The 24,816-nt window shown below is 50.8% G+C and carries 24 protein-coding genes; 16 read left to right on the top strand and 8 right to left on the bottom strand.

What is annotated here, in order from left to right:
* Positions 1–22: 22 nt before the first annotated feature.
* Positions 23–763: a sulfite exporter TauE/SafE family protein gene (locus tag MIM_RS17685; protein ID WP_025374092.1), complete on the bottom strand. Its 741-nt coding sequence runs from the start codon at positions 761–763 to the stop codon at positions 23–25.
* 211 nt (positions 764–974) lie between these two features.
* On the opposite strand from MIM_RS17685, the gene MIM_RS17680 reads away from it, so the two are divergent.
* The 6 genes from MIM_RS17680 (at position 975) to MIM_RS17655 (ending at position 8,097) form a co-directional block, all read left to right on the top strand.
* Entirely contained in the window at positions 975–2,498 is a 1,524-nt protein-coding gene (locus MIM_RS17680) for a hypothetical protein (protein WP_025374091.1), read from the top strand.
* Between the two features lie 8 nt (positions 2,499–2,506).
* Positions 2,507–3,964 carry a gamma-glutamyltransferase family protein gene (locus MIM_RS17675; protein ID WP_042070511.1) on the top strand — a complete coding sequence of 486 codons (1,458 nt, stop codon included), beginning with the start codon at positions 2,507–2,509 and terminating at the stop codon, positions 3,962–3,964.
* Between the two features lie 224 nt (positions 3,965–4,188).
* The gene (locus tag MIM_RS17670; protein WP_025374089.1) at positions 4,189–4,920 is read left to right on the top strand and encodes a TenA family transcriptional regulator; all 732 of its coding nucleotides are present in this window, start codon (positions 4,189–4,191) and stop codon (positions 4,918–4,920) included.
* 72 nt (positions 4,921–4,992) lie between these two features.
* Positions 4,993–6,453, top strand: coding sequence for an aldehyde dehydrogenase family protein (locus MIM_RS17665; protein ID WP_025374088.1), 1,461 nt, complete (start codon positions 4,993–4,995; stop codon positions 6,451–6,453).
* A 100-nt stretch (positions 6,454–6,553) separates the two neighbouring features.
* Complete coding sequence (locus MIM_RS17660) at positions 6,554–7,033, top strand: GlcG/HbpS family heme-binding protein (protein ID WP_025374087.1); 480 nt, start codon at positions 6,554–6,556, stop codon at positions 7,031–7,033.
* Positions 7,034–7,080: 47 nt separating this feature from the next.
* Positions 7,081–8,097, top strand: coding sequence for a 2Fe-2S iron-sulfur cluster-binding protein (locus MIM_RS17655; protein ID WP_025374086.1), 1,017 nt, complete (start codon positions 7,081–7,083; stop codon positions 8,095–8,097).
* A gap of 72 nt (positions 8,098–8,169) precedes the next feature.
* Here MIM_RS17655 and MIM_RS23010 read toward each other — a convergent pair whose 3' ends face one another.
* Positions 8,170–8,385 (bottom strand): hypothetical protein, encoded by a 216-nt coding sequence (locus MIM_RS23010; RefSeq protein WP_144084676.1) that lies wholly within the window; start codon positions 8,383–8,385, stop codon positions 8,170–8,172.
* Between the two features lie 261 nt (positions 8,386–8,646).
* Between MIM_RS23010 and MIM_RS17650 the strand changes: the two genes are divergently transcribed.
* From MIM_RS17650 to MIM_RS17630, 5 genes are all read left to right on the top strand, one after another.
* Positions 8,647–8,958, top strand: a complete 312-nt coding sequence (locus MIM_RS17650; RefSeq protein WP_025374085.1) for a 2Fe-2S iron-sulfur cluster-binding protein — start codon at positions 8,647–8,649, stop codon at positions 8,956–8,958.
* Positions 8,959–8,984: 26 nt separating this feature from the next.
* Complete coding sequence (locus MIM_RS17645) at positions 8,985–9,302, top strand: hypothetical protein (protein WP_025374084.1); 318 nt, start codon at positions 8,985–8,987, stop codon at positions 9,300–9,302.
* A gap of 3 nt (positions 9,303–9,305) precedes the next feature.
* Complete coding sequence (locus tag MIM_RS17640) at positions 9,306–9,587, top strand: 2Fe-2S iron-sulfur cluster-binding protein (protein WP_025374083.1); 282 nt, start codon at positions 9,306–9,308, stop codon at positions 9,585–9,587.
* 102 nt (positions 9,588–9,689) lie between these two features.
* Positions 9,690–10,598, top strand: coding sequence for an ornithine cyclodeaminase family protein (locus MIM_RS17635; RefSeq protein ID WP_025374082.1), 909 nt, complete (start codon positions 9,690–9,692; stop codon positions 10,596–10,598).
* 403 nt (positions 10,599–11,001) lie between these two features.
* Positions 11,002–11,643, top strand: a complete 642-nt coding sequence (locus MIM_RS17630) for a tRNA-uridine aminocarboxypropyltransferase (protein WP_042071713.1) — start codon at positions 11,002–11,004, stop codon at positions 11,641–11,643.
* 213 nt (positions 11,644–11,856) lie between these two features.
* Here the strand turns inward: MIM_RS17630 and MIM_RS17625 are convergent, their stop codons facing one another.
* From MIM_RS17625 to MIM_RS17605, 5 genes are all read right to left on the bottom strand, one after another.
* Positions 11,857–12,288 carry a DUF7079 family protein gene (locus MIM_RS17625; RefSeq protein ID WP_025374080.1) on the bottom strand — a complete coding sequence of 144 codons (432 nt, stop codon included), beginning with the start codon at positions 12,286–12,288 and terminating at the stop codon, positions 11,857–11,859.
* Positions 12,289–12,377: 89 nt separating this feature from the next.
* The gene (locus MIM_RS17620; RefSeq protein ID WP_025374079.1) at positions 12,378–13,142 is read right to left on the bottom strand and encodes an SDR family NAD(P)-dependent oxidoreductase; all 765 of its coding nucleotides are present in this window, start codon (positions 13,140–13,142) and stop codon (positions 12,378–12,380) included.
* Positions 13,143–13,213: 71 nt separating this feature from the next.
* The gene (locus MIM_RS17615; RefSeq protein WP_025374078.1) at positions 13,214–13,837 is read right to left on the bottom strand and encodes a TetR/AcrR family transcriptional regulator; all 624 of its coding nucleotides are present in this window, start codon (positions 13,835–13,837) and stop codon (positions 13,214–13,216) included.
* 68 nt (positions 13,838–13,905) lie between these two features.
* Complete coding sequence (locus tag MIM_RS17610) at positions 13,906–14,124, bottom strand: helix-turn-helix domain-containing protein (protein WP_025374077.1); 219 nt, start codon at positions 14,122–14,124, stop codon at positions 13,906–13,908.
* Between the two features lie 97 nt (positions 14,125–14,221).
* Entirely contained in the window at positions 14,222–14,689 is a 468-nt protein-coding gene (locus MIM_RS17605; RefSeq protein ID WP_025374076.1) for a GNAT family N-acetyltransferase, read from the bottom strand.
* A 1,365-nt stretch (positions 14,690–16,054) separates the two neighbouring features.
* On the opposite strand from MIM_RS17605, the gene tssI reads away from it, so the two are divergent.
* Genes tssI through MIM_RS22650 form a run of 3 tightly spaced genes read left to right on the top strand, consistent with a single transcriptional unit; the run spans position 16,055 to position 22,684 of the window.
* A complete protein-coding gene (tssI, locus tag MIM_RS22240) occupies positions 16,055–21,952 on the top strand; it encodes a type VI secretion system tip protein TssI/VgrG (protein WP_052342336.1) in 5,898 nt (1,965 codons plus the stop codon).
* Between the two features lie 7 nt (positions 21,953–21,959).
* Positions 21,960–22,391 (top strand): hypothetical protein, encoded by a 432-nt coding sequence (locus MIM_RS17595; protein WP_025374074.1) that lies wholly within the window; start codon positions 21,960–21,962, stop codon positions 22,389–22,391.
* Positions 22,392–22,420: 29 nt separating this feature from the next.
* On the top strand, positions 22,421–22,684 hold the full coding sequence (locus tag MIM_RS22650) for a PAAR domain-containing protein (RefSeq protein ID WP_084459032.1): 264 nt from the start codon (positions 22,421–22,423) through the stop codon (positions 22,682–22,684).
* A 72-nt stretch (positions 22,685–22,756) separates the two neighbouring features.
* Here the strand turns inward: MIM_RS22650 and MIM_RS23005 are convergent, their stop codons facing one another.
* On the bottom strand, positions 22,757–23,020 hold the full coding sequence (locus MIM_RS23005) for a hypothetical protein (protein WP_025374073.1): 264 nt from the start codon (positions 23,018–23,020) through the stop codon (positions 22,757–22,759).
* 212 nt (positions 23,021–23,232) lie between these two features.
* Between MIM_RS23005 and MIM_RS23240 the strand changes: the two genes are divergently transcribed.
* On the top strand, positions 23,233–23,391 hold the full coding sequence (locus tag MIM_RS23240) for a hypothetical protein (RefSeq protein WP_158318750.1): 159 nt from the start codon (positions 23,233–23,235) through the stop codon (positions 23,389–23,391).
* Between the two features lie 167 nt (positions 23,392–23,558).
* Positions 23,559–24,203, top strand: a complete 645-nt coding sequence (locus MIM_RS17580) for a hypothetical protein (protein WP_025374072.1) — start codon at positions 23,559–23,561, stop codon at positions 24,201–24,203.
* Positions 24,204–24,816 lie beyond the last annotated feature (613 nt).

Raw genomic sequence — 24,816 nt, 5'->3', positions numbered from 1 at the left:
TGGGTGAACATTGCAGGGTTCATCAGATCGTTTTAATCAGAAGAGCGATAGCACTTAGCAGGCAAAAAATCAGCAGGCCTTTATGCAAGGTGGTTGGAGTGACCTTGTGCCTGATATAGCCAGACAGCCAAAATCCCATAAGCATGAAGGGTATGAGTGTCGCACTCAACCAGAATTCGTGTGCATGGTAATGGTCGGTCAATGCGAGCATGAATAATGAGAGAACGGATCCACAAAATAAAATAGCGCCGATTGTTGCGCGTAACACGGGTGGCTTTTGATTGTGCAAGATGATGACTAATGCAGGTGCGCCCACAGACGTCAGCGTGCCCATGATGCCCGAAATGACGCCGGCGATACTAATATTGAGTCGTGTTCCCTGGATTCGCAGACCGCACATTGTCAAACCGACGGCTAGAATGATCAGACCGGAAAAAAGAAAGTGCAGCGGCCGTTGTGCCAATTGCGTGAGGAGGAAAACTGCGACTATTGTTCCCGCGGCTCGTCCGATGAGGGCTGACCCGGCGTGAGACCATGCAATATGTCGTCGTTCTCTTATGGCAGTCAACAATGTCACAAAACTGCCCAGCGTCAGTAGTGCGCCGGGCACCAATTCAGGACATACCATGGCTGCCACAGGTGCAGCAACGAGTGTAAAACCCACACCACTGATACCCTGAACGAAGGCAGACCCGCAAATGAGTGCACCCATCAATGCATATAACCATGGATTGATAAACGGCAGGAGGTCAAGAGTCGGCATGGGAATTGCTTAAAGGTGAAAGGCGTTCGAATCATGTTCGGCAGGTTCGTATTTCTATTTAAGAGAAATGGCAGGTCAAACATAGGGAAAACCAGCGTATGCGTGAATATAATTTTGCAGATAATATACAGTATACAATTTTTTTGAATAAAATCAAAAGCGATTGCGAGATGTTGCGTAGCAGTTTTTGGTATGGGAATAAGGCCTCTTAATGCAATTTGACGTTGTCTTGAACGTGTCACACTGGATATACCTATTAAGTGTGTTGGTAATCATCGTAACAATGCTTTTTCGAGCCAACGTGGTTGTGCCTTCTGTGCTTGGCACTTTTTTCGTGGTGACTGCGATCACCGGTAGCCCTATCAGTGGGTTGATTGGTATTTTTTCGGCAAGTTTCGTTGCCGCCCAGGAACTGTTCAACATTTTTCTTGTGATTACCTTCATGACCGCGTTGCTTAACGCGTTGAAGGTGATACAGGCAGATGTCCGGATGGTGGAGCCGTTTCGTCGCGTGATGCGAGGAGGCATAGCCTCATTTTTGGTTATCGCGATTTCAACATACACCATTTCTCTTTTCTTCTGGCCCACGCCAGCTGTTCCTCTGGTTTCTGCGATTCTGCTTCCCGCTGCTATTGCTGCCGGGCTCCCGCCGCTGACCGGTGCGATGGTGATCGCCATTACCGGACAGGGGATGGCGCTGTCGTCCGATTATGTTATTGGTGTTGCACCAGGAATCAGCGCAAAGGCAGCGGGCGCTGCGGTTAGCGCACAAGTTGTGGCGGACAAGGCGCTCGTGCTTTCCCTGATTACCGGTGTGATTGCTCTGGCAATCACGTTTTTCTGTGCGCGCAAGCATTTTCGTAAACCGGACCCTGAGTTGCTGGTGGAGTGGCAGGCCCGGGCGAGTGATGGCACAAGTCAGGAAATTGAACATCAAGGCAGTTTCGACAAAGCGGAAATGGCACGCGCGGTCAATTACGGTACGTCTCGCAGTGATGAGGAACATGCGGAAGACCGGCGTATTGTCGGTTGGGCTCGGGTTTTTGCCATACTGACACCGGCAGCCTTCCTTGGGGTAATCCTGCTGTTGGCGTTACCGCGGATGATTCCAGGGTTGCCTGTCTTGAGGGGAGGTGATGCGGCCGGTCTGGTTGGCGGTGTTGCATTTATTCTGATGATGCTGGCTACATTGGCGACGGTGGGGCCGCGAAAGATGCTTGATGTCTGTCCGGAGCATATGACCGATGGATTTGTCTTTGCTTTCAAAGCAATGGGTTCGGTACTTCCAATCGCAGGGTTCTTTTTTCTTGGGGCAAATGAGGCCACTTCGCAGATTCTTGGAATTCCGTTAGATAAGGCGCCCAGCCTGTTGTTTGAGCTGATCTCAGCCGGTCAGCATTTGATCCCTGGCAACCATTTTATGATGGCTTTCGGTGTTCTGCTTGTGGGCATGATTTCTGGAATCGACGGTTCCGGTTTTTCCGGCTTGCCGCTGACTGGTACGTTGTCTGGGGCATTGGGACCCGTCATTGGCATGGATCCTTCCACCTTGGCGGCAGTCGGACAAATGGGATCAGTCTGGACAGGTGGCGGCACGCTGATCGCCTGGTCTTCCCTGATCGCAGTGGCGGGCTTTGCCCGAGTGCACATACTGGATCTGGTTCGCGCCCTGACCTTACCTGTCTTGATCGCACTGTTTATTTCAACGATCAGCGCCGTTCTGTTGTTCAGCTGAGAATTGCTATGAATGCGAAACAATGCACGGGCTCGCGCTCAATGATCGCCACTGGTAACCCATTGGCGGCCGCCGCTGCAAACGCGATGCTTCAGGCTGGTGGCAGCGCGGTTGATGCTGCGATCGCAGCCGATGCCGTACTGGGTGTTGTGGAGCCCATGGCTACCAGTATTGGCGGGGATTTACTGGCTACTTTATGTTTACCAGATGGACAGGTTGTTTGCTATAACGGTACTGGGCGCGCACCCGCCGCCATGGATCCTTCGGCATTGGATGATTTTCCCGGCCGCCGGATTCCGGAGCGTCACCCGTGGTCGGTCACAACGCCAGGCGCAGTCAGGGGCTGGGCGGATTTGCATGCGCGATATGGCAAGCTGGACTGGCGCTGTCTTTTCAACCCCGCCATTGGTTATGCGCGCGATGGCTTTGCCGTGGCCGCTGTGGCGGCGCAGGAATGGGCCATCTTTGATTTTGTATTAAAGCGTGATCCGGTTTGCGCGCAGCTTTTTCGTGCCGGCAACAGTCCGCAAGCCGGTGACCATGTTGCGAATCCGCAATTGGCCCGAGTCCTGGAAATGATCGCTCAAGAAGGCGCTGACGCGTTCTATGAGAGCTGGGTGGCGCAAAGGGCGGCACAGGCGGTTCAGCGAGCGGGTGGTCTGCTGGATGCTGCGGATTTTCAGAAACACACCGGTGATTTCTGCGAGCCGGTCAAGACGTTGTTCAATGGATTCATGGTACATCAGTGTCCACCCAATACACACGGGATAGCCATCCTGGATGCCTTGCAGCGGATACAGGAAGACAACCTGGACCCGGCGGACCCCCTTGCACATGTGTCTATGGTGAAGGCAACGGAACATGCTATGCGTCGAGCCAGTCAGACCGTCGCGGACCCGTCAGGTAACACGGTATGCTCAGTGATCGTGGATGAGCAAGGCCTGGCCATCACACTCATGTCCAGTATTTTCAAGCGCTTTGGTAGCGGTATTGCCGTACCGGATGGTGGATTTGTCCTGCAGAACAGGGGATTCGGGTTCGCTGAGCCGGGACATGTCAATGGTCCGGCACCGAACAAGCGACCCTATCATACCGTTGTGCCTGGAATGAGCACATTGGACGGACGCTTTCATCTTGGAATGGGCGTGGTCGGCGGACTGATGCAGCCACAGGGGCAAGTGCAGATTTTGACGCGTGTGCTCAGTTGGGGCAACGCTCTGTCCGATTCCGTTTCAACGCCACGCTGGCGACTTGAAGCCGGCAACACACTTGCGATTGAGGCGGGGATGGATGTTTGTGTAGAGCAAGCCTTGCGCGATGCGGGGTATCAGCAGCCCGCAAAGTCAGCCGGCGAGCTGGCAGGGCGCAGCGATTTTGGCGGCGCCCATGCGGTTATGCGCATGCCTGATGGTTCCCTGTTGGGCGTGGCTGACAAAAGAAAAGACGGTCAGGCGCTCGGGTATTGAATTATCTGTGCCCACGATACGCATCGTCCTCAACATAAGGCAGGTTGAAAAATTACTGACTTCACCTGCTCTCGTTAAACCCCGCTACTTAACACTCATGCGTCGACATTCGCGGGTTTTCCCTAGTTTTTATGAATAGTATATAGTATACAATTTATATAAATGTCGATTTAACCACCACGCCCTGTCCTTTTCCAGAGCGTACTTATTTAAAGGATCTAGAAATGGCAAACCTTATGACTCGTGACGAATTCCGGACTGCACTGGAAACTGCTATCAAAGGCAAAAGTGCAAATGCCTCTCCCTTCAGCATTGCCTGGGCAACCGGCAAGCTCAGTCGTGAACATATGTCTCGTTGGGCTGAGAACCATTACCACTATGTAGGTCCCTTCGCCGATTATCTTGCTTATGTATACGCGCGTACTCCGGATACCTATACAGAAGCCAAAGACTTTCTGCTGGCCAATATGTACGAAGAGGAAATCGGCGGGGACCGTCACACAGATTTGCTCATCCGTTTTGCACAGGCATGCGGCACGACACGTGAACGGGTGGTCAATCCTGACAACATGTCGCCCACCACCCGTGCACTGCAATCCTGGTGTTATGCAGTTGCAATGAGAGAAGATCCTATTGTTGCTGTTGCCGGATTGGTTGTCGGATTGGAATCACAAGTGCCTTCGATCTACCGTAAGCAGGCCCCTACACTGCGTGAAAAATATGGTTTCACCGATGAGGAGGTCGAATTTTTCGATCTGCATATCGTTTCCGATGAAATTCATGGCGAGCGCGGTTATCAGATTGTGCTGGAACACGCCAACACCGTCGAGCTCCAGCAGCGCTGTCTGAAAATATGCGAAATCGGTGCGCAGATGCGACTGTTGTATACAACAGCACTGTACAACGACTATGTCAATAGTGATGTTTCGCTACAGGAACTGGAATTGGTCGCCTGATCTGTCAGGCCACATTTGTAATACAGACTAATTCAACCCCTCATTGTTTATCGACCAACAGGAAAACGAATCGTGCAAGATCTACAGAATCAGATATTTCTTAATCACATCGGAGGTCAGTGGCGTGCAAGTGTATCTGGTGAGACCATTGTCAATGGCAATCCTGCTGATCAGCGGGATGTTGTGGGGCGTTTCCAGAGTTCGGTAAAAGAAGATGCAGAGGCTGCCGTTCAGGCAGCTCACGCAGCCTTCGAGGGCTGGAAAAAAACACCTGTTTCCCGGCGTGCTGCCATTTTGTTTGCAGCGGCAGATGATCTTCAGGCGAGAGCTGAGGATATTGCAATTGAATTGACGCGTGAAGAAGGCAAGCCGTTGAATCTTGCCAAAGGCGAAGTTTTGCGTTCGGCTGAAACATTGCGCTTTTACGCAGTGGAAGCGCAAACCTATACTGGTGAAACGTTTCCGCAGGACGATCCCGATATGGTGGTATATACGCAGCGTGAGCCGTTAGGCGTTGTCACTGTCATTTCGCCCTGGAATTTTCCTATTTCCATCCCTTCGCGCAAGATAGCGCCTGCCTTGATGACAGGAAACACCGTTGTATTCAAGCCGTCTACTGATACACCGCTCAGTGGCTACCGATTGGCCGAAGCATTGATCAATGCCGGACTGCCGGCCGGTGTGTTGAATTTCATAACCGGCAAGGCATCGCGTATTGGGGATACATTGACCCAATCGCCGGAAGTGCGCGCTGTAACGTTTACCGGTTCGACTGCAGCCGGGGAGGCTATTCACCGCTCGTGCTGCATGACAACCCGACTCCAGATGGAGCTCGGAGGAAAGAATCCGCTGATTGTTCTTGCTGATGCCGATCTGGATCAGGCGGTGGATCTTGCGGTAAAGGGAGGACTCTCCCTGAGCGGTCAGGCCTGCACCGGCACAAGTCGTATTCTGGTGGAATCGGGGGTGATTGAAGCATTTACCAGCAAATTGGTAGCGCGCGTGAAATCTCTCAGGATTGGTAGCGGCTTGCAGACTGGCTGTGATTTGGGGCCGATGGCAACGCAGTCGCAATTGGAAACGGTGCTCAAGTATGTAGAAATTGGTAAAAATGAAGCCACGTTGCTTACAGGCGGCGATCGTTTAACCGGCGATGATTTTGACCAAGGCCTTTATGTTGCGCCGGCCGTGTTTACTGATGTCAAACAAACAATGCGTATTGCCCGAGAGGAAATCTTCGGTCCGGTCCTGTGCATCATTGAGGTGCAGGATTACGACGATGCCATCGCTCAAGCCAACGATTCTGAATATGGCTTGTCTGCAGCCCTGGCGACGCGCAGTGCTCGTTATTCTCATCGGTTTGCCCAGGATATTCAGTCGGGCACCGTGAAAATCAACCGGACAACAACAGGCAATTTGATCAACGCTCCTTTTGGTGGTCTGAAACGCTCCAGTACTTCGACGTTTCGTGAGTCCGGTCGCGTTGGCCTGGAGTTTTTCACCCAAATAAAGACAATCTACCGCGCAGCCTGACAGTGCTGCGCCGAGATACCAGCCCGTCTCAAACCTGACGCGGGCAGCTAATCACCCTGCAAATGTCTTGCCGGGGTAATGGAACCTACAGAGTAAAGAGATGAAAAAAATCGTACGTATCGAGTTGGAAGAGGCTCGCCTGATTGTGGATGCCGCTGTGGCCAAGTCTAAAGAAATAGGTGTGCTGGAATCGGTTTGTGTTGTCGATGAAGGCGGCTTTCCTATCATATTGGAGCGTATGAACGGCGCTCGAATTACGGGCCCGCAAATTGCATGGAACAAAGCATTTACGGCTGCGGGACACAAGCGTTCTACGCATTTATTCACGACACCACCTAATGGTCCCGCACTGCCTGGCAACGAAGCGTTTGGCATTCAGCTCAGTTTCGAAGGCAAGTTCGCGGCATTTGTCGGCGGTTTTCCGATAGTGATTGATGATGAGGTAGTCGGAGGAATCGGGCTTAGCGGCGGAAATGGTGAACAGGATACCGCAGCCGGTCTGGCTGGTTTGCAGGCGCTTGCCGATGAGTTGCTCAAGAAGGAGATGAAAGTCCTGGTGCAGGCAGATATTAAGAAATAAATACATGCATGCCGAATTACGTATCCGACATCAGAGGTGAATAGATTATGCCAAACCAGGTTAGCCGCTCAGACACTGGCGAGACTTTTGAAATCGCAGACGGCGAAAGCATTCTTGAAGCAGCCCTGCGTGTCGGCGTTCGACTGCCGCATGAGTGTACTTTTGGAGGTTGTGGCACGTGTCGCATCAAGGTGCAGCAGGGAGCGGTGCATTACGACGAGTTTCCCATGGCATTGACCGAAGATGAGCATGAACAGGGATTCGCCCTTGCTTGTCAGGCAAAACCGTTGAGCGATCTGGTGATTGAGCCCGCGACGGCCGGTCTTGAATTTGCCGATCCGGTGAATGTTACCGCACAGGTTGTAGCCGTTGACGCATTAACCAGGGGCATTGCGCGACTCAGGCTACAGCTTCCATCTTTGCCGGAAGTAGCATACAGGCCTGGTCAATATATGAATATTCTGTTGCCAGACGAGGGCGCCAGGAGCTTTTCCATGGCGTGTGCCACGATGTGGGACAACATGGTGGACTTTCACATCAGGCGTATCTCAAACGGGTATTTTACCGAAGGGATTCTCAACTCCCTTCGGCCAGGGGACAGCCTGGATATTGAAGTTCCTCATGGCACATTTTGTTATCACGCGGATGACTGGCGTCCCATGATTCTGGCAGCAACCGGCACGGGGATAGCGCCAATCAAGGCCATTCTGGAGTCGCTGCTCGATAACGACGACTGTCCGCCCGTATCGCTTTACTGGGGGATGCAGACGGAGTGTGACCTGTATTTAAGGGATGAGATTGAGTCCTGGCGGGACCGCTTATGCGAATTCGAATTCGTGCCCGTCCTGTCGCGTGCTGATGATGGCTGGACCGGACGCCGCGGATATGTGCAGGACGAGATCGTAAAGGACTATCCTGATCTGTCGGAGCACGCATTTTATCTTTGCGGTTCGCCGGAAATGATTCAGCAGGCACGCACTGCATTTTTGGCTAACGGGGCAGATCCGGCCTTTATTTACGCAGACAGTTTCACATTTCAGCACGCCGTGCTTTCTGCGGCATAAAAGGGCATGTGTGTGGTTATCAGACGAACAGCCCCGGCGAAACCGTTAGTTGACCTGGTGCAATGCGAGCGATCAGATATGCGCAACGCGGCGGTGAGTGCTGCTGTCTTTGTTATCGCAATCACTTGTCTTTTGTTTGTTCCGTCTCGCCTTGCAAATGCCGAGAAGTGACAGAAAGGAGCGGGGAAAAAGTGGTGTCGCATGACGCACTTTGTTGCGCTGATTAAGAAAGACGGCCATTTGCTGGCCAACGGGGGTATCGCGATAGTAGTTAGATTGTTTTGTCATGGTAAATACCTATTGCATTAAATACAGTATACCATTTTTAAACCTTTTATAGGTAGTATCCCTAGTGCGTGCCTGGTTTCTGGCGACATGTTGGTGCAGCGCGGTAGAGAAATAGGCGGATTTCCCTGATTTTGAAGGCCTTTAGTGGCGATTGTACGAAGGCCAGGGGAGCGATGGAAAATGACCTATCCGGTGGCGTAATTAGGAAATTGTATACAGATTCAAATTTTTGACGCATGAGCGTTTTGACGGGTGGGCGATATGCCAAATATCAAGTTTCATAAAAAAGGCCAAATCTATGAAGGTTCAGTGGAAAGCAACACGAATTTAGTGGTGCGTGCTGGAATTAAACAGTTTCCTTATCCCAATCTTGCGTTCAAGTGCGGCATGGGAAAGTGCGCAACCTGTGCATGCCAGGTATTGAATGGCGCTGAACACTTGCCGCCACCAAATTGGAAAGAGAAGAAACAGTTGGGTGATAAGGTCGACGATGGGTATCGCCTGGTGTGTCAATTGTGGGTCACGCACGATATTGAATTGACCCAGGACGTTGAACCCGTAAATGCAGCTTAGAGTAAGAATGAAAAGAGGTGTATTGAATGTACGCAATAATTACGAGCAAGCCTGGGCAGTATAACGCTCATGTAATGGGCGACGCGGTTGTGGTTGAAACTTACGAGTACAGATTTTATGGAAAGCTTAAAGCCGTGTACCAGGTGATTCAATTGTCGGCAGAGGCTCAAGTCAGGATCATCGAAGACGATCCTCCCCACGCGACCAATACCGTATCCACCAAGTTTCTGGACAAGTTTGAAACAGTGGAAGCCGCGCAGTCAGCGTTGAAGCATCTGACCTCGTTTGGCGGATTGGAGGCCACATTGCAACAATGTGACGCTCAGGATATCGGGAGTAACTAATTCATGATCAACATTACGTTTGTCAATAACAATGAAAAGGTAGTCAGTGCCCCCGAAAACAGCAATCTGCTGCGTGTTTCCATTAAGGAACAAGGAGGAATTCCCTTCAAGTGTGGTGGGGGACTTTGCGGCACTTGCAAATGTCGCATTGAGGAAGGACTGGAGAACACAGACAAGATCAAGCCCAAAGAGCGAAAGCACCTGAAAACCGAAGATTTTGAAGCGGGATACAGAATGGCTTGTCAGACTTTTGTTACCGGCAATGTGAGGGTCTCCTGGAAATAGCCATTGCCATATTGTCGTTCAATTACATACGTCATATTCTGCATACTTAATATGGCGGGATTTTTATTTCTGATTAACTCATTTGAATAAAGGGAAATTTCAGTGCAGCATATTACTGACAGGATGGTTGATGAAATCATTTCCCCGAGGCAGGCGCAGAACGTTCTGCGAAATGCGTTTTTGAATCACGCCTGTGGTAAAGCGGCCATGCAGTCGCGCATACGAACCGAAGCCGAACGTATCAAGCTATCTACTCTGGGAGCTGTGATCCCGGAGCAGGGTGTGGTGGGTGCAAAGGTTTATACAACAATAGAGGGCCAATTCAATTTTGTGATTCTGCTTTTTTCATCGAAGACCGGCAAGCCGCTTGCAACGTTGGATGCTGGCGCATTGACCCGCATCCGTACGGCAGCATGCTCAGTGCTGGCCGCGCGCGTATTAGCCAGAACCGACGCACGCACGCTGGGCGTTTTTGGTGTAGGTGTTCAGGGTCAGGAGCATGTTGTTCAGATGGCCGAGTCCTTTAAGCTTGATCAAATCCTGATAGCGGACCCCTATGCCGACGAGGGCATCGCGCAACGTCTCGCTGAGCGAACAAACGTGGCAGTGAGGTTTGCAGAAACGAAGGAGATTGCCTCAACCTCGGATATCATCGTTACAGCCTCACGTTCTCAAACGCCCGTATTTTCGGGGAAACTTCTCAAACCCGGCGCTTTTGTGGCGGCTATCGGTTCAAGCTTGCCTACTACCCGGGAGTTGGATGACCATGCGCTTGCGCGGGCACAGACGATTGTTGTGGAATGGAAATATCAGGCCATGGCCGAGGCGGGAGATTTGGCACAGGCGGATTCAACGCTGTTGAGTGAAGAGAAGCTGGTCGAATTATCCAGCGTATTGTCAGGGGAAAGACAACGCCAATCCGATGACGACATTTTCGTCTATAAGGCAGTCGGTGTTGGACTGGAGGATATAGCATTGGCTGGACTCGCGTATCAACTACTTAAAAAATAATTTGGTGAAATATTGCCTTGCGAGGGCAGGATGCTGATCCCGCTCGTTCGAATTTAGACTATCAAAAAAATGACTGACTAATAGTAGATGAGTACGAAGAATGCAGGACTTTTACAATGAATCGTAATTAATCTACAACTTCGGTAGAGGGAACGAGTTGAGAACGTAAGGTGGACATGGCGTTCCGGGGCTACTTTGTGTTGAAGATCTGGCCACGATATCAATGAGTTCGGGAACCGTGGCTAAAAATGGCACGACATTCAATCTGGGCTTGCTCACTGCGCCGGCGATAAGGTTGAGCTCAGCGTGACGAAAATGACGTTCATTGTGCAAGCCGAAAGGGCTTGCGCAGGCGGTTAGTGCGGCCGCTCGTCAGTACGTCAGGCCTTGTATAATGGCGCACATGTCTGAGTTGAAAAAACCGCCCCGTCCTCGCTGCGAGCATTGCCAGCGGCCTGCGTCGCATTGCCTTTGCGCTTATATAAGTCGCATTCCTAACCGCACGCAGGTACTGGTGCTGCAACACTCGGACGAGGCGAGCCACGCCCTGAATACTGCCCGTCTGGCGGTGATGGGGCTGCTTAATGCACGGTTGCTGGTGGGCGAGCATTTTCCGCAATTGGATGACATTGTAGCCTCTGCGGGGCGCGTCTTGCTGCTCTTTCCGCAGCGGCAAGCAAGCGGCGCGCAGGTTGATGCCGTTTCCACTTCCTCTTCCTCTTCCTCCACCGGTGAGCCTGCCGCGTCGCTACTCATCGTACCGGACGGCACCTGGCGCAAGGCACGCAAAATAGTGGGCGCGAACCCGGTGCTGGACACACTGCCACGGCTGAGCCTGCCCCCTGGCATGCCGTCGGAATACCGGATACGCAAGACGAACCAGCCTGCTGCAGTGTCCACCATTGAAGCGATTGCGCGTAGCCTGTCGCTGCTTGAACCTGAACAAAGCTTCGACCGTCTATTGGCGCCCTTCAGGGCGCAGATTGCGCAACAGATGCAGGCGATGGGGGAAGAGGTATATAGGCGAAATTATACGAATAGATGATAGGTGGCATGTGCTAGGGCTGTCTACAGTGGCTTTCGCTTAGCGGCGTCTGCAATTCGAAGTATCAATTAAAATAGGCGGCAGGGTGGCGAACGGTGCGCCATTCAGGCTGGAATCTGTGGTGACATCGTTTTTGTTTTTCATGACCGATAACATTCACCTTCAGAGACAGTTGTTTATCGTGATGACATACCTCGGCCGCAGAGCCAGCATCTATTTATGTGGCGATACGCCGAGTTCAATAAGGCGCTTCTGCAGTTCATGCCACCGGCGTGACACAGTAGGGTTTTTAAATGGATCCTTCTTCCACAGCCGTTGAACCAATCCATCCAGCGTATTTTTCTGGGACCTAAACTGCTTCATGATTGCTTCAACTTGATCGCGCGTCCAAAATTCCGTTTCGGGAAGTGGATTCAGAACGCTAAAATTACTGATGAAAAAGGGTCCGATTTCCTTGGTTAAGATGTTTTTCAGGCTCTCGAGTGAATAACCCATCGGCGCAATGTTGTTTGCGATCAAATCTACATGTCGATCAAACTCGTCTTGTGTTTGTTCCACGTTAACGAAGAGTTCACTTAGCGCGGTCCATATATCGAGTCGTTCTTCAATTTCCTGATCGGTAAAATCGACGGGGTTCTTAGGCATGTTAGAAAATTCCGTTGAATGTGTATTCTATGCCCATTCCGTCGGCCATAGGCTGTATTCGCGCAGTATCGCTCCGAGTATTGACCCCCTTACAAGGTCTGGCCATTGTCGGCGCGTAAAATTTGTCCGGTTACCGATTCGGCGGTTAGTAACATCAATACTAAGGCTGCAATATCTTCTGGTGTCGAGATGCGCTGCAACGGCAGATGTCCAGATAGGGCATGCATTTTTTCCTCATTGTCTTTCCACCAACGTGTAGCAACGGCCCCCGGGGCAATACCATTTACTCTGACGCGGGGAGCCAGCGCTTTGGCAAGCGAGCGTGTCATGCCGTGCACCGCAGATTTGGAAACGGCATACGGAAGTGACGATCCATACCCCGTTTCACCAGCGATACTGCCTATATTGATGATAGCCGAATTAGGGCGTTGCTGTAGATAGGGGGCGGCGGCCTGGCAGCAATGAAATGTTCCTTTGACATTGACAGCAAGCAACGCATCCCAGATATCGTCGTTAATCGCGTTGAGGTCATTGAACTGCATCTGATGCGTGATACCGGCATTGTTCACAAGATAATCTATACCTCCAAAGGAATTTGCGACCGTTTCGGTCATCTCCCTTACCGATGCGACACTGGCGATATCTGCTTGCAATGCCATTGCCTGGCCACCGTTCTTGGTAATGGTAGATACTGTTTCCCGGGCATCATTATCACTGCGGGAATAGACTATAGCGACGGCCATACCTTGTTTGGCCAGTAGTATGCTGATGGCACGACCAATGCCTGTTCCTCCACCGGTAACGATAGCCGTTCTGTTTTGACTGCCGATAGGCAGATGTTCGGTTGAAATCATCTTCGTCTCCATTTTTTCGGTAAATGCCATCATATATGGGTAACGATCGTTACCAAACTCGTCAAAAAATTTTATCTCAGAAGGTACATTGCTTGTTCGATTGCAATATCGAGATCGTTGCGTTTGACGCCTGATTTGCCGGCAACCCTAATGCCTAATAGCATGCACCACAACATTTTAGCTGTGGTACGGGGGGCGATGTCTTTGCGTAGAGAGCCATCAGACATACCCAGCTCTATCAGCGATACCAATGTTGATTCATTCCGATACAGCGCGTCGCGGATCTTGGCCGACACTTTGGCGTCAAACAGTTCCAGAGAAGAAACACTGCCAACAATGAGGCAACCCAGCTTGCCTTCTGAACCAGTAGACGACAATACGTAGTAGCGTAAGGCTGCGCTCAATTTTCTGGCGCCCTGGTTCTCCGCCGCCAATATGGCTGTGAGTTCACTTTGGCGCAGGGTGCAATAGCGATCAAAACATGAAATGAAGAGCGCCTCTTTGCCCTTAAAGGCTTTGTAGAGACTACCCTCTGTCAGGCCAGTCGCTTCAGTTAATTCGCTAATTGAGGCCGCGTGATATCCGCGCTTTCGGAAGACACTGGTGGCCTTGTCCAGCACATCGTCTAAATCGAATTGTCTTGGCCGGCCTGGAGGGCGCGACGTACGATCACGGTTAGGTTGAGATTTCAGCATGAATTAATTATATAACGATCATTTCCTAAATAGCAATGTCGTGTGCGGTTGATTGCAGCTACCAATGCTTATTGGTGGAACAATTGCCCATATTTGATGTGGTTGAAATGGCGTTCACAGTTGACAGTTGTGGTCTGGGAGAGCCCTCTGTCGCGGATGGCTTTGGTAATTTCGACTGTCAGATCGGATTTGAACTGGAGTTTGTCGGGGTCGGGCAGATTCAATTCGGCAAACACGTTGCCTGAGCTGGCTTCGACTTCGATCTCCTCAACGATGCGTTTACTCATTTCTCAACTTCTGCGCGACGATTGCGGCGGCGTTCATGCGGTGACGAATAATGTCCATATCTGGCATTTTACGTAAACCACGCAATTACGATTCAGATCAGGCTTTCGGCTGCGGCAGTGTCTTTCGCATAAAAACACGTCGAAAACCGTCTTGTTCGGCACGAGCATATTCTTCCCAGCCAAGCTTCGAGTAGATGGCGAGGTTTTCATGCATCAGTTCATTGGTATACAGGCGCAATTCACACTTGCCTTTTTGAGTGGTGAAGGTATCGGCAAAGTCAAGAAGTCTTTTTCCGAATCCTTTGCCTTGGTGCGCCTTGCTCACCGCTACGTTACTGACCAGCACAAAGTCCGCATCCGTTCGTAAAACCATGAGGCCAGCAACGCCATTGGGGGAGTCGAGTACCCAAATGGTTTGCTTTTCGACATGCTGGGCATAGTCGTCGGTCATGGGGGCCGGCTTGCTCCCTATGCGTTCGACGTAGTGCCCATACGCATCGTTGACGATCTCTTTGATTGCTGAGATATCTGAGGTGGTTGCAACTCGAATTGTGGTTTCCGTCACTCTCTCTTCTCCTGGTGGGGTGTTCAAAAGGAATTCTTACGCCATCGGCTTCGCTGGTGCGATGCGGTCCGGCTTCTGCACCAAATCTTCCGCTCGCAGATGCGTATAGCGCTTGAGCATCTGCATCGGTAATCGCCCCATTTTTAACGGCCATTAAAAGTATAGGCCAAACTGATCCCCTATAACAATAACGCCGCACATGAGCACAAGTGTGAGCGTTGCAAATGGCAATATTGGGTGAACGTTTTGAGACGGAATAAGTTTACTTGCCCTTAAGTCAAATTTCCGTGGCGATTTTTCGAACCCCCTTTTTCATTTTTGAAAATCGCTAAAATACTTGGGCGTATTAGCAATCAAATGGCACTGAATACGATATTCGAACAATCAGTTGGGACAATATCAAGTGTTTTATTTCCTCCCAAATCAATGGTGTGAGTCGGCTGCCAGATCGTTGGATCGCGGTGGGTGACGAAGATGACAGTGGTGGGTAGCGCGTTTATCACCTTTGCGATGTCTCGTTCCGTGTCTTCGTCCAGGGCGGAGGTAGCCTCGTCTGCTTTGCTAAAAAAACAAACATACCATTTAATGGATGGAACTCGATATGTGGCGGCGGCTGGAGTGGAGTCTGATCATGTCATCTTTGCGAAGCTAGCTGAGCAGCAAGGGGGGAGTAACTGGACATGCTATGTAGGCCACCCGCTGGGCGGCAGGGGCGCTCGCCGCACGGCCGCTGTTCCGTCTCCCGTGAGTTGCGTCGCCTAAAGTCCTAACGTGTATCACAGCGCTTGTCTTTACAAGGGGGAGTGCTCAGCAAGGTACTCCCCTGTCCTTGCGCTGCGTTCTAGGCTGCGGCTTCCCTGCCAGGGACTAGAGAAAATTGAATAATCAGCTGGTGCCCGGGGTCGGAATCGAACCGGCACGCCTTGCGGCGGGGGATTTTGAGTTTGCGTTTTAAGGTGTTTGTATAGGAAAACGTAGCGAAGCTGAACGTAGGTTAAAATAGGTAAAAGTAATTACTAATCAGTAGGTTAGCGTAAATTGGCGAAATTGTCGAGAACTGATGGGTGTACCTGTAATGTACCGAAATTCGGTACAGTAATTTAAGCAAAAACGGGTTCGGATGAGTATCATCGTCGCTCTAGCTTTAAAGGACGTGCCATTAAGCAGCGCTACCAAATGAAGTCGGGCTGTGATTCACCTGACTTATTGAATTGAGTGGCCACCGAGACTATTGAAATAATTTGTAAAAATAGGTATAGCCTTCAAACCTGTCTCTTTATAATACCCGTAAGTGGTTGTTTCTCAATAAATAAGAACAGTTTTAAATAAAAGGGGCGGGTGCAGCGCAGGCCTGCCAGTATTTAGATGTCTGCGAACATAAATATAATTAACCCTGACCGGCTGATCAAGGTCTCCATTGCGGCTGATAATGCCGAATTCCTGTTTGACGCCATGCAAGGCACGGATGGGATGTCTACCCTTTCCGACTATACCGTACGCCTGCTGCATCGTTCGATGCAGGTTGATGTGAGGGCATTGCTTGGTAAATCCCTGACTTTGACCATCAACACGGCGGCAGCGCCCCGGCATATCAACGGCGTGATCGCCAGTTTTGCGCTGGTGGGCCAGGAAGGCGATGTTGATCGTTACTTTGTGTACGAAGCGCGCGTGGTGCCTTGGTTCTGGCTGGCGACACACAAAAAAGAATTCCGCATCTACCAGAACCAGTCTGTGCCAGAGACCATCAAGCAGGTGCTCTCGCCCTATGGGTATGCGTTCGAGTTCGACCTGGTGGAGACCTACGCGCCGCGGGTCTATTGCGTGCAGTATGACGAAACTGATTTTCAGTTTGTGAGCAGGTTGCTGGAGGCCGAAGGCATTCATTATTACTTTCGTCATGAGCAGGAAAAACATACCCTGGTCATGAGCGATGAAATCCAGAGTCACAAGCCGGTAGACGGTTACGAGCACGTGCCGTATTTCACCGAAGATAAACTGGCGTTGCCGCAGCAGGACTACATGACGCATGTGGCGGTGTATCAGGATTTGAGACCCGGGCAATACATCACCAACGATTACAACTTCACCACACCGAAAGCGGATCTGGCAGCCCACCATGGGATTGAGCTGGAGCACGAGCATAATCAGGCCGAAGTGTATGAATGGCCGGGCAATTACGAGGACGATCCCCTGGGTGAGCGCTATGCCCGCCAGCGCATGCAGGAGCAGCATCATGTTCGTGATACACGAACACTGCGCAGCACGGCACGCGGTGTGGCAACGGGTTCGTTGTTCAATCTGGTTCGTTGCCCGCGCACAGAAGAGAATCGTGAGTATGTGGTGCTGGGCACCCGCTATGATCTGAAAGAAAACAACTACCATTCAGTAAACTCGCCCGAAGAGGCGGCACAAAATGGCCGGCTCTGCCTGTTCGATCTCACCGTGCAATGCGCCACTTTACCGTTTCGGCCACCGCGCACGACTCGCAAGCCGCGTACACTGGGACCACAAACAGCTGTAGTGGTGGGACCTGAAGGCAAAGAAATCTGGACTAATGAATATGGCCAGGTCAAGGTGCATTTTCACTGGGACCGATACGACAAGAAAGACGAGAACAGTTCATGCTGGATCCGGGTGTCGAGCAGTTGGGCCAGTGGTAACTTTGGCGCGATCCAGGTGCCAAGAATCGGCGATGAAGTTATTGTTGACTTCCTAAACGGGGATCCTGACGCGCCGATCATCACAGGCCGGGTATACAACGCAGCGATGATGCCGCCGTGGAAACTGCCAGATAATGCCACGCAGATGGGGTTGTATTCACGTTCGTCCCCCGGGGGAAATTATGAGACGGCCAATGCAATCCGCTTCGAGGACAAGAAGGGGCAGGAACAACTGTGGATTCATGCCGAGCGCAATCAGGACGTTGAGGTCGAACACAACGACACGCTGACGGTCGGGAACAACAAGACCGACAAGATCCGCTGGCACTGGAAGCTGAATACGGGAGGTTTTAAGCAGGAAACCGTCAATTTGGCCTCGGTGCAGAGCGTGGGACTGGGCAAGATGATGAATGTGGGCATGGCCTACAACGTGAATGTGGGCGGCCTGTACTTGCGCAATATTGGCCTGCAGATGGCCAGTACAGTGGGAATGGACAGAACTGACCGGGTAGTGCAAAGCTGGACTTCGGATGTCGGTCATGTGTATTCGGTGACGGTGCGCGGCAAGGCGGTAGAGACCACGGTCAGGAAAGATGCGCAGCGTCCCTTGATTGCCACGCCGGATTTTCAGCCGCAATTGCCAAGTGCGGTGGAAAGCTCAGACGCCAATCAGATCCGAATTACCGACGGCGGCCAGGCGAGCTTGTCAGGTGCTCAATATGCCAAGCTGATTGGCCCGGGTGGCGTTATCACAATTGACGAAGCCGGAATCCGCATCCGGGGTAAAGGCATTTACTTGCAGGCGCCGATCATCAGTATGACGGGGGGCGATGCACAAGGGCTGGTGCCGGTCACCGAGGCCGATTGCGCCGAGTGTGCCAAGCGCACGACAACGCCCCATCCGGTGGATGTAGCCACGGGGCAGAAGGTACTGGTTACCGATGATTTTATGTTGCCGGGCCGCATGCCGATACGCTGGAGCCGGATGTATCGCAGCGCGGACCAGCGAGAAGGGCATTTGGGCATCGCTTGGAAACTGCCTTACTCGACAGAAATCAGACAGGGCGCGGCAGGCATGGTGTATTTCGATGCCGATGGCCGCCAATTAAACTTCCCGAATTTGGCGGTTGGTGAGGAACATTTCCATCCGATAGAGAAATACACGCTGCAACGTACTGAAGATAATGCTTCGCATCCGCGCTACCGAATTTGTTTTACCAATGGCACTGAAGAACACTATGTTCGACATCCCAAAGAGCCTAAGCGTTGGCAATTACATCGAATCACAACGCGTGATGGACAATGGCTGCAGATTCAGTACACTGTTCAAGGATGGCTCAAGCAGTTAAATAATAACCGATACACCGTGCTTAGTGAGCTGGATACACGGGGAAGGATTTTGGCGTTGTATCTGGCTGGCGATGAGGATGGACAGGCACTGGCTCGCTATTCTTACGATGAGCAAGGTGATCTGGTTCGTGCGGTAGACAGAGCTGCTCGTGTCTGGCGTTATCGGTATGCGCATCATTTACTTAACGAGTATCGTACGCCTTCGGGCGCGGTACATATCTCGGAATGGGATGGCGACACGCCGCAGGCGCGATGCGTGCGCACCTATGCGTATGCGGAGAATGCCGCAGCGCCGGGAGCCAAGCCGATGATCACGCGTGATACACGCTTTACGTATCTGCCAGCCTCCAAAACGACGCAGGTCACCGATGGGCTGGGCAACACAACAGAGTACCACTATAACGGGCTGTGGGCGGTGGATCGCGTGACGCATCCGGACGGCAGCGTGGAGCAAATTCATTTCGACGAGACGGGCAGCATCTCAGGCCATACGGATGCGCTAGGACGCAGCACACGGATTGTGAACAACGCGGCAGGCAGCCCGACATCGGTTATCGATGCGGCAGGAAACGTGACCAGCCTATCCTATAACGCACAGAATCAGCCGGTGCATATTACCGATCCGGCAGGCCATGTGTGGCAGCGCAGTTATGACGAAGCGGGCAACCTGGCCAGTGAGACCGATCCACTGGGTCATAGCACGAGCTATGCCTATGCCAATGGCCTGCCGGTTTCGCGCACTGATCCCATGGGCAATGCCACCAAGATGCAATGGGACGAGGCCGGGCAATTAGTATCCAAGGTTGATTGCTCCGGAAATCAGACGAAATATCAATATGATTCTCTTGGCCAATTGACTGCGACGACCAATCCGCTGGGGCAGGTCAGCGAACAGCAATGGGATCAAGCAGGTCGTGTTATCGGTAATAAGCCGGTTGGAAGAGGCTGGTGGCGTATTGAGCATGATAAGGCGGGACGGCCGATTGCAAACACTGATCCGCTGCAGCGTGTAACGCAGACCCGCTGGGATGCGTATAACCAGCGCGTCGAAGTCATCAACGCGGCAAAAGGCAACTTGTTGTTTGAGTATGACCGAATCGGGCAACTTATCAAAATTACCAATGCAAAAGGTGAATCTACTACGCTGGTTTATGACTCTCGCGGCAGAAGAGTCTCTGAAACAGGCTTTGACGGTCGGCGTCAGATATTTAAATACAATGCTGCAGGGGAGCTGATCGAACGGATTGATATTGGTAATGACGGTCAGATTACTACTACCTATGTTTACGATGCGCTGGGACGGCCAGTCGAGCGGCGCGTCAGCGACGGTATGCATGTGAGTTATCGCTATGATGCACGGAGCCGTTTAACCCAGGCGCAAGTAGTTGCGATGCCTGGCGAACAGCCGCATCGAATTACCTATGAATATGATGCAGCTGGGCACAAGATAGCCGAAATGCAGGCACATCATGGCCGCGTATGGCGCATCACTCATGAATTGGACGCGCTAGGTAATCGGATTGCCAGCCGAATTCCCTCTGCGGGGAAACTTAAATGGTTGCGCTACGGTTCTGGACATATCCATGAGATGTTACTTGATGAGGATACCGTTGCCAGTTTCGAACGGGACGGATTGCATCGCGAGGTATTGAGAAACCAGGGGCGAGTTTCTCATCAGTTTAGTTATAGCGAAGCCGGTTGGCTTGAGGCGCACTTGTGGCAAGACCTGGATGAACAAGGCAAGCAGCTAGGCCAGCCGCGCGGCTGGCGGGCTTGGAAATATGATGTTGCGGGACAGTTATTGAATCTGCGAGATGTATATCGCGGAACCAAGAGCTACCAGTATGATGCACTGGCGCGAGTCACTGAAGTCAGCCAGTGCGTTGAAAGGTTGGGAAATTGGTATGAGAACTTTGCCTATGACCAGGCGGACAACTTGATTGCCATTGCGAAAAGCCAAGGCTATGAGGTTCCGGTGCAGTTCGGCCAAGGCCAGGCTCCAGGGAATCGACTCTTACGACTATTTAACTCTCAGATTGCAGAGCAGTATTTATCGTATGACTATGATGGTCATGGAAACCGGGTGTCTCAAATGACGGGAATCTCAACTCCCATATCGGCTTCCGCGATTGAATCTTCCAGTGTCGAGACTGCAGAAACGATAGAGCCGGGCTCTGGCAGTGAGCCGTTAGCAAAAAGCACGCGCTACCATTATGATGGGGATCATCAATTGATTCAGATTGATCATCCGGGTGGGGCCAAGATACAGTATCGTTATGATGCCTTTGGGCGTCGTATCGCCAAACATCATACGACGCATAATAATGACTCGCAAACCACGCTCTTCATGTGGGACGGCGATTGGATGATTCAGGAGCTGGCGGCAGCAAATGATTCGCATGAGGATCAGGTAAAGACATTTATTCGCCATCCGGATTTCTTGGGGCCGCTGACGCTTTTAAGCGGGCATCGACGTTATCATCATTATGTTACCGATCATCTGGGTACGCCTCAGGAAATGTATGATGAGTCTCGTAGGATCGTGTGGGCTGCGCAAATGGATACCTATGGCCGAGTGACCAAGCAGATTGTTGCCGACGTTGATAATCCCATTCGGTTCCCTGGTCAATATTATGATGCGGAGTCAGGTCTGCATTACAATCGGTTCAGGTATTATGACGCGGAAGCGGGCCGTTATATCAATCAGGATCCAATTGGATTACAAGGCGGAAGTAATCAGTACCAATATGTGGCTAATAATCCGTTAACGGCTGTTGATCCTATGGGGCTTGAAAAATGGGACTGGAATGGAGTCGGTGATACTGCAGTGTGTAGTTACTATGATGATATGTTTAAGGCTCATCCAAAATGTGATTATTATGAAGCAGCGGGGGATATTTGTAGAGGGAAAAACGGTGCTGTGAATGGTATGTCGAACTTGGGTATTTCTACCGCATGGGCTATAGGAAACTCAAGCGACTCACAGGCGACCATCCTTGAAAAGATTCGTAAATCTCTTGTTGAGTCCGATAAGGCGGCACGTTCTGCAGGGAAGGTAGATAGTTCTACCGATTGTGTTTATGGTGATGACATTGATGCTTATCATTATGCAGCATTTAAGGGAGCAGGTTTGAGTTCTTGGTTCTATGGAGGAAAGGTATGGCCACAAAATGTATGGCCTAATCCTGTACCTGTTGATATTAGAAAATACGAATATCTAAAGCGCCCCTATATTGAGTTTGCACCCTATTGAGTAGGTAATGAATATTAAAACATTCTATCGGATGGCATTGATCTTACCGATCATTTTGCCCTTGCTTGCGCTTTTATTTGTGGGCGTGACGTCAATCAGTGCGCTTCTCCTAATGTCACTTTATTTCTCAGGAATTGAATATCTAATATTTGCAACGATCATGTTTTATCTAATTGGTAAATACCAAACAACTCAGAAGATTCGACGATTATTCTGGTTAACGCCTCCAATTTTCGTATTGTTGGCCATTTTTGGTTGGCATGTTCGGTTATACATAAATACGATATTCAATCCAGTTCTGATTTTTTCTTTCGATATGATATTGCCGTTGTTATTTTATGGGTTGTTGGTTGGGTATGGATACTGTCTTTTTATTGAATTGATCTACCAAGTGTTTAAATCACGTGGTTGGGTACGAGTGGAACAACAAAACCGGTAAAATCTCTCTGTCACTTGGAAAAACGCATAATGAACAACAAATCGACGCCAGTTGCAACGTTAGGCTCCCCAACGTCTCATGGTGGCGAAGTAACGACTGCAACTGCAGCGTTTACGATTGATGGTAGGAAGGTAGCACGCGTTGGCGATAAGATTTCTTGCCCGGAGCATGGGACAGGATTCATTACTGATGGCGGATTCGCCACTATTGATGGTAGACATATCGCCCACCACGGTAGTTCGACAAGTTGTGGCGCTACGTTAATCGTTTCGGGTGGTGGTCCTACAGTCTAGTTTTGATTTGAAACGATGACCGAGCGTTCAACTGTCGACTACTATGTTTCTACGGAGGCAGGATTGTATTTGTCAAGTAATTTCATACACCCATATAGGTTGTTGGGCTGCCTGCAGTCCGTATTGCACGAGTGAGACGTATCCCAGCGTAGAACGCAATCGCACGCAGTTATAAAAGGCGACGATATAGTTCACGATATCCCTTGTTGCTTCGGCATGGTTGGCATATTTGCGCTGCTGCAATGCCATCTGCAGTCCCGATGCGACCAGCTCGGTCGGCATGTTGGCGGCTATGGCCCAGCCCACGATTTTGTGGACGTACAGGTCTATCACCACAGCCAGATAAAGCCGGCCCTGATCAGTACGGAATTACATGATGTTTGCCGTCTGGGCCAGATTCGGCCGTGCTACATTAAACTGTCGGTCAAGCAGATTGGGTGCCACCGGGTAATCATGCCTGCTATTGGTGGTGCTGATAAACTTATGCTTCCAGACTGGGCGTAAACCGTTGGCACGTATCAGCCACCGCACTTAACGAGGACATATTAATGAAAAAATGCAGGACATTTGACGCTCAGTTCAAACTTGAAGTGGTTCATATGATCAAGGACCAGGATCTGAGTGTGAGCCAGGTCTCCAAGACAACAGGGGTTGGAGAAACGGCTATTCGCGCTGGGTTGCGCCGTATGAAGCAGTCCCGCCCTTGATACCTTTTCCAGCCAGAGTCGCTACCTGCATGTCGAATCGCACCATAGGCAGCGCGGATGATGAGTCAAGGGATTGGTGAGGCCCGCAGCCAAGGATATACGGCTAACATCCGCATCACTCACATCATGCTTCTCAATGACCTAAACCATATGGATGGGGCTACCACATGCAATATATCAAGACACTGTTGCAGAAATTATTCACGATCCGCTCGTTAGTCGGATCTATTGTTAGGTGGATCATATATCTGACCGCTTTTTTCACAGGGCTATGGGCGGCCGGCCCACTCCTTACATCTGCAGTGTACAAGGAAATTATTGCACAGGTTTCTGTGAATCCTTTACTTGGTTACCTTCTGGACCCGGGGAGTTGGATACTTGATCATTTGATTCGAAACTTGGCTCCCATCCTTGCAATATGGGCATGTGCTTTTGCTAGCTATTACAAATTCAAGGACAGAGCCGAAGACCTGAACATCTACTTTGGCTACGCTTCACTTCTTACAAACAGCATTGGAACTTTTCTTGTTGCTTTGTCTATGCTCTTTTGTGGAATAGGTATGTACTCCGTACTCGTCTTGCACGAGGTACCAGTTGGTATCCGAATCGTATCTCTTGCATTAATCGGATTTGGCTTGCCGGGCCTATTTTTCAACTATTACGTAAAAATAGGCTTCAAGCCGAGCCCTCTACTTGATAATGTTGCTCCATATGCAGCAGTTCTATGTGGTCTACTGTCTGTTGCTGCTATTTTCTATGGTGCCATTGCGGACGTCCTTGGGTTGATTCGGTTCTTACTAAAACACGGTTAAGGCGACACCTTAACTGTGCAATCGAGAAGCTTGTGCAAAAAGCCGCGTAGCAAACGAAGTAAAAGGCCACGCAGTAATCACCGCTGATAACGGGTATGCTTACACGATTAAAATAGCTCCTCAACTGAAACACCGGATATCAATCGGCGCAATCGTCTGTTTCCGCTTCTGTACTACCTAAAAATTCTATCATCTCTGTGAGTAGAGAGAATCCCGAGCCAACGAAAAAGATATTAACCAAGTCAAAATTACATAAGCCGCTTCTAGATGCCTTAGCCAAATTTGAGCGAGCAAACCTGCATGCTTCACAAATCGTATTTCATGGGGGTGAGACAACTGCACGCGATACCGACTACACAGCACGAAGGTTATATGGAACGCGGAAGTGGTTTTCTTCGAATGCAGCATACGCCGTTGACTACGCGGGGGCGTATGGAGACAGCTCAGATGGCGGCGTACTCTGGAAATACCAGATTGAAAGGAGCATCCCTGCATTGATTGGCAGTCAGCGCAGCCTGCAGTGCTGTTCTCCTTGGCCGGATAATCAATTTCCGTGGAGGCTACCAAACGAGTTCGAATGCTATGCACAGAACGTTCTTCATGGGAGTGGGTC

It is taken from the genome of Advenella mimigardefordensis DPN7, from assembly GCF_000521505.1.
GTDB classification, from domain to species: domain Bacteria; phylum Pseudomonadota; class Gammaproteobacteria; order Burkholderiales; family Burkholderiaceae_B; genus Advenella; species Advenella mimigardefordensis.
Note: the sequence above shows the minus strand (reverse complement) of the source record. Positions and strands in the feature narration are given on the sequence as shown.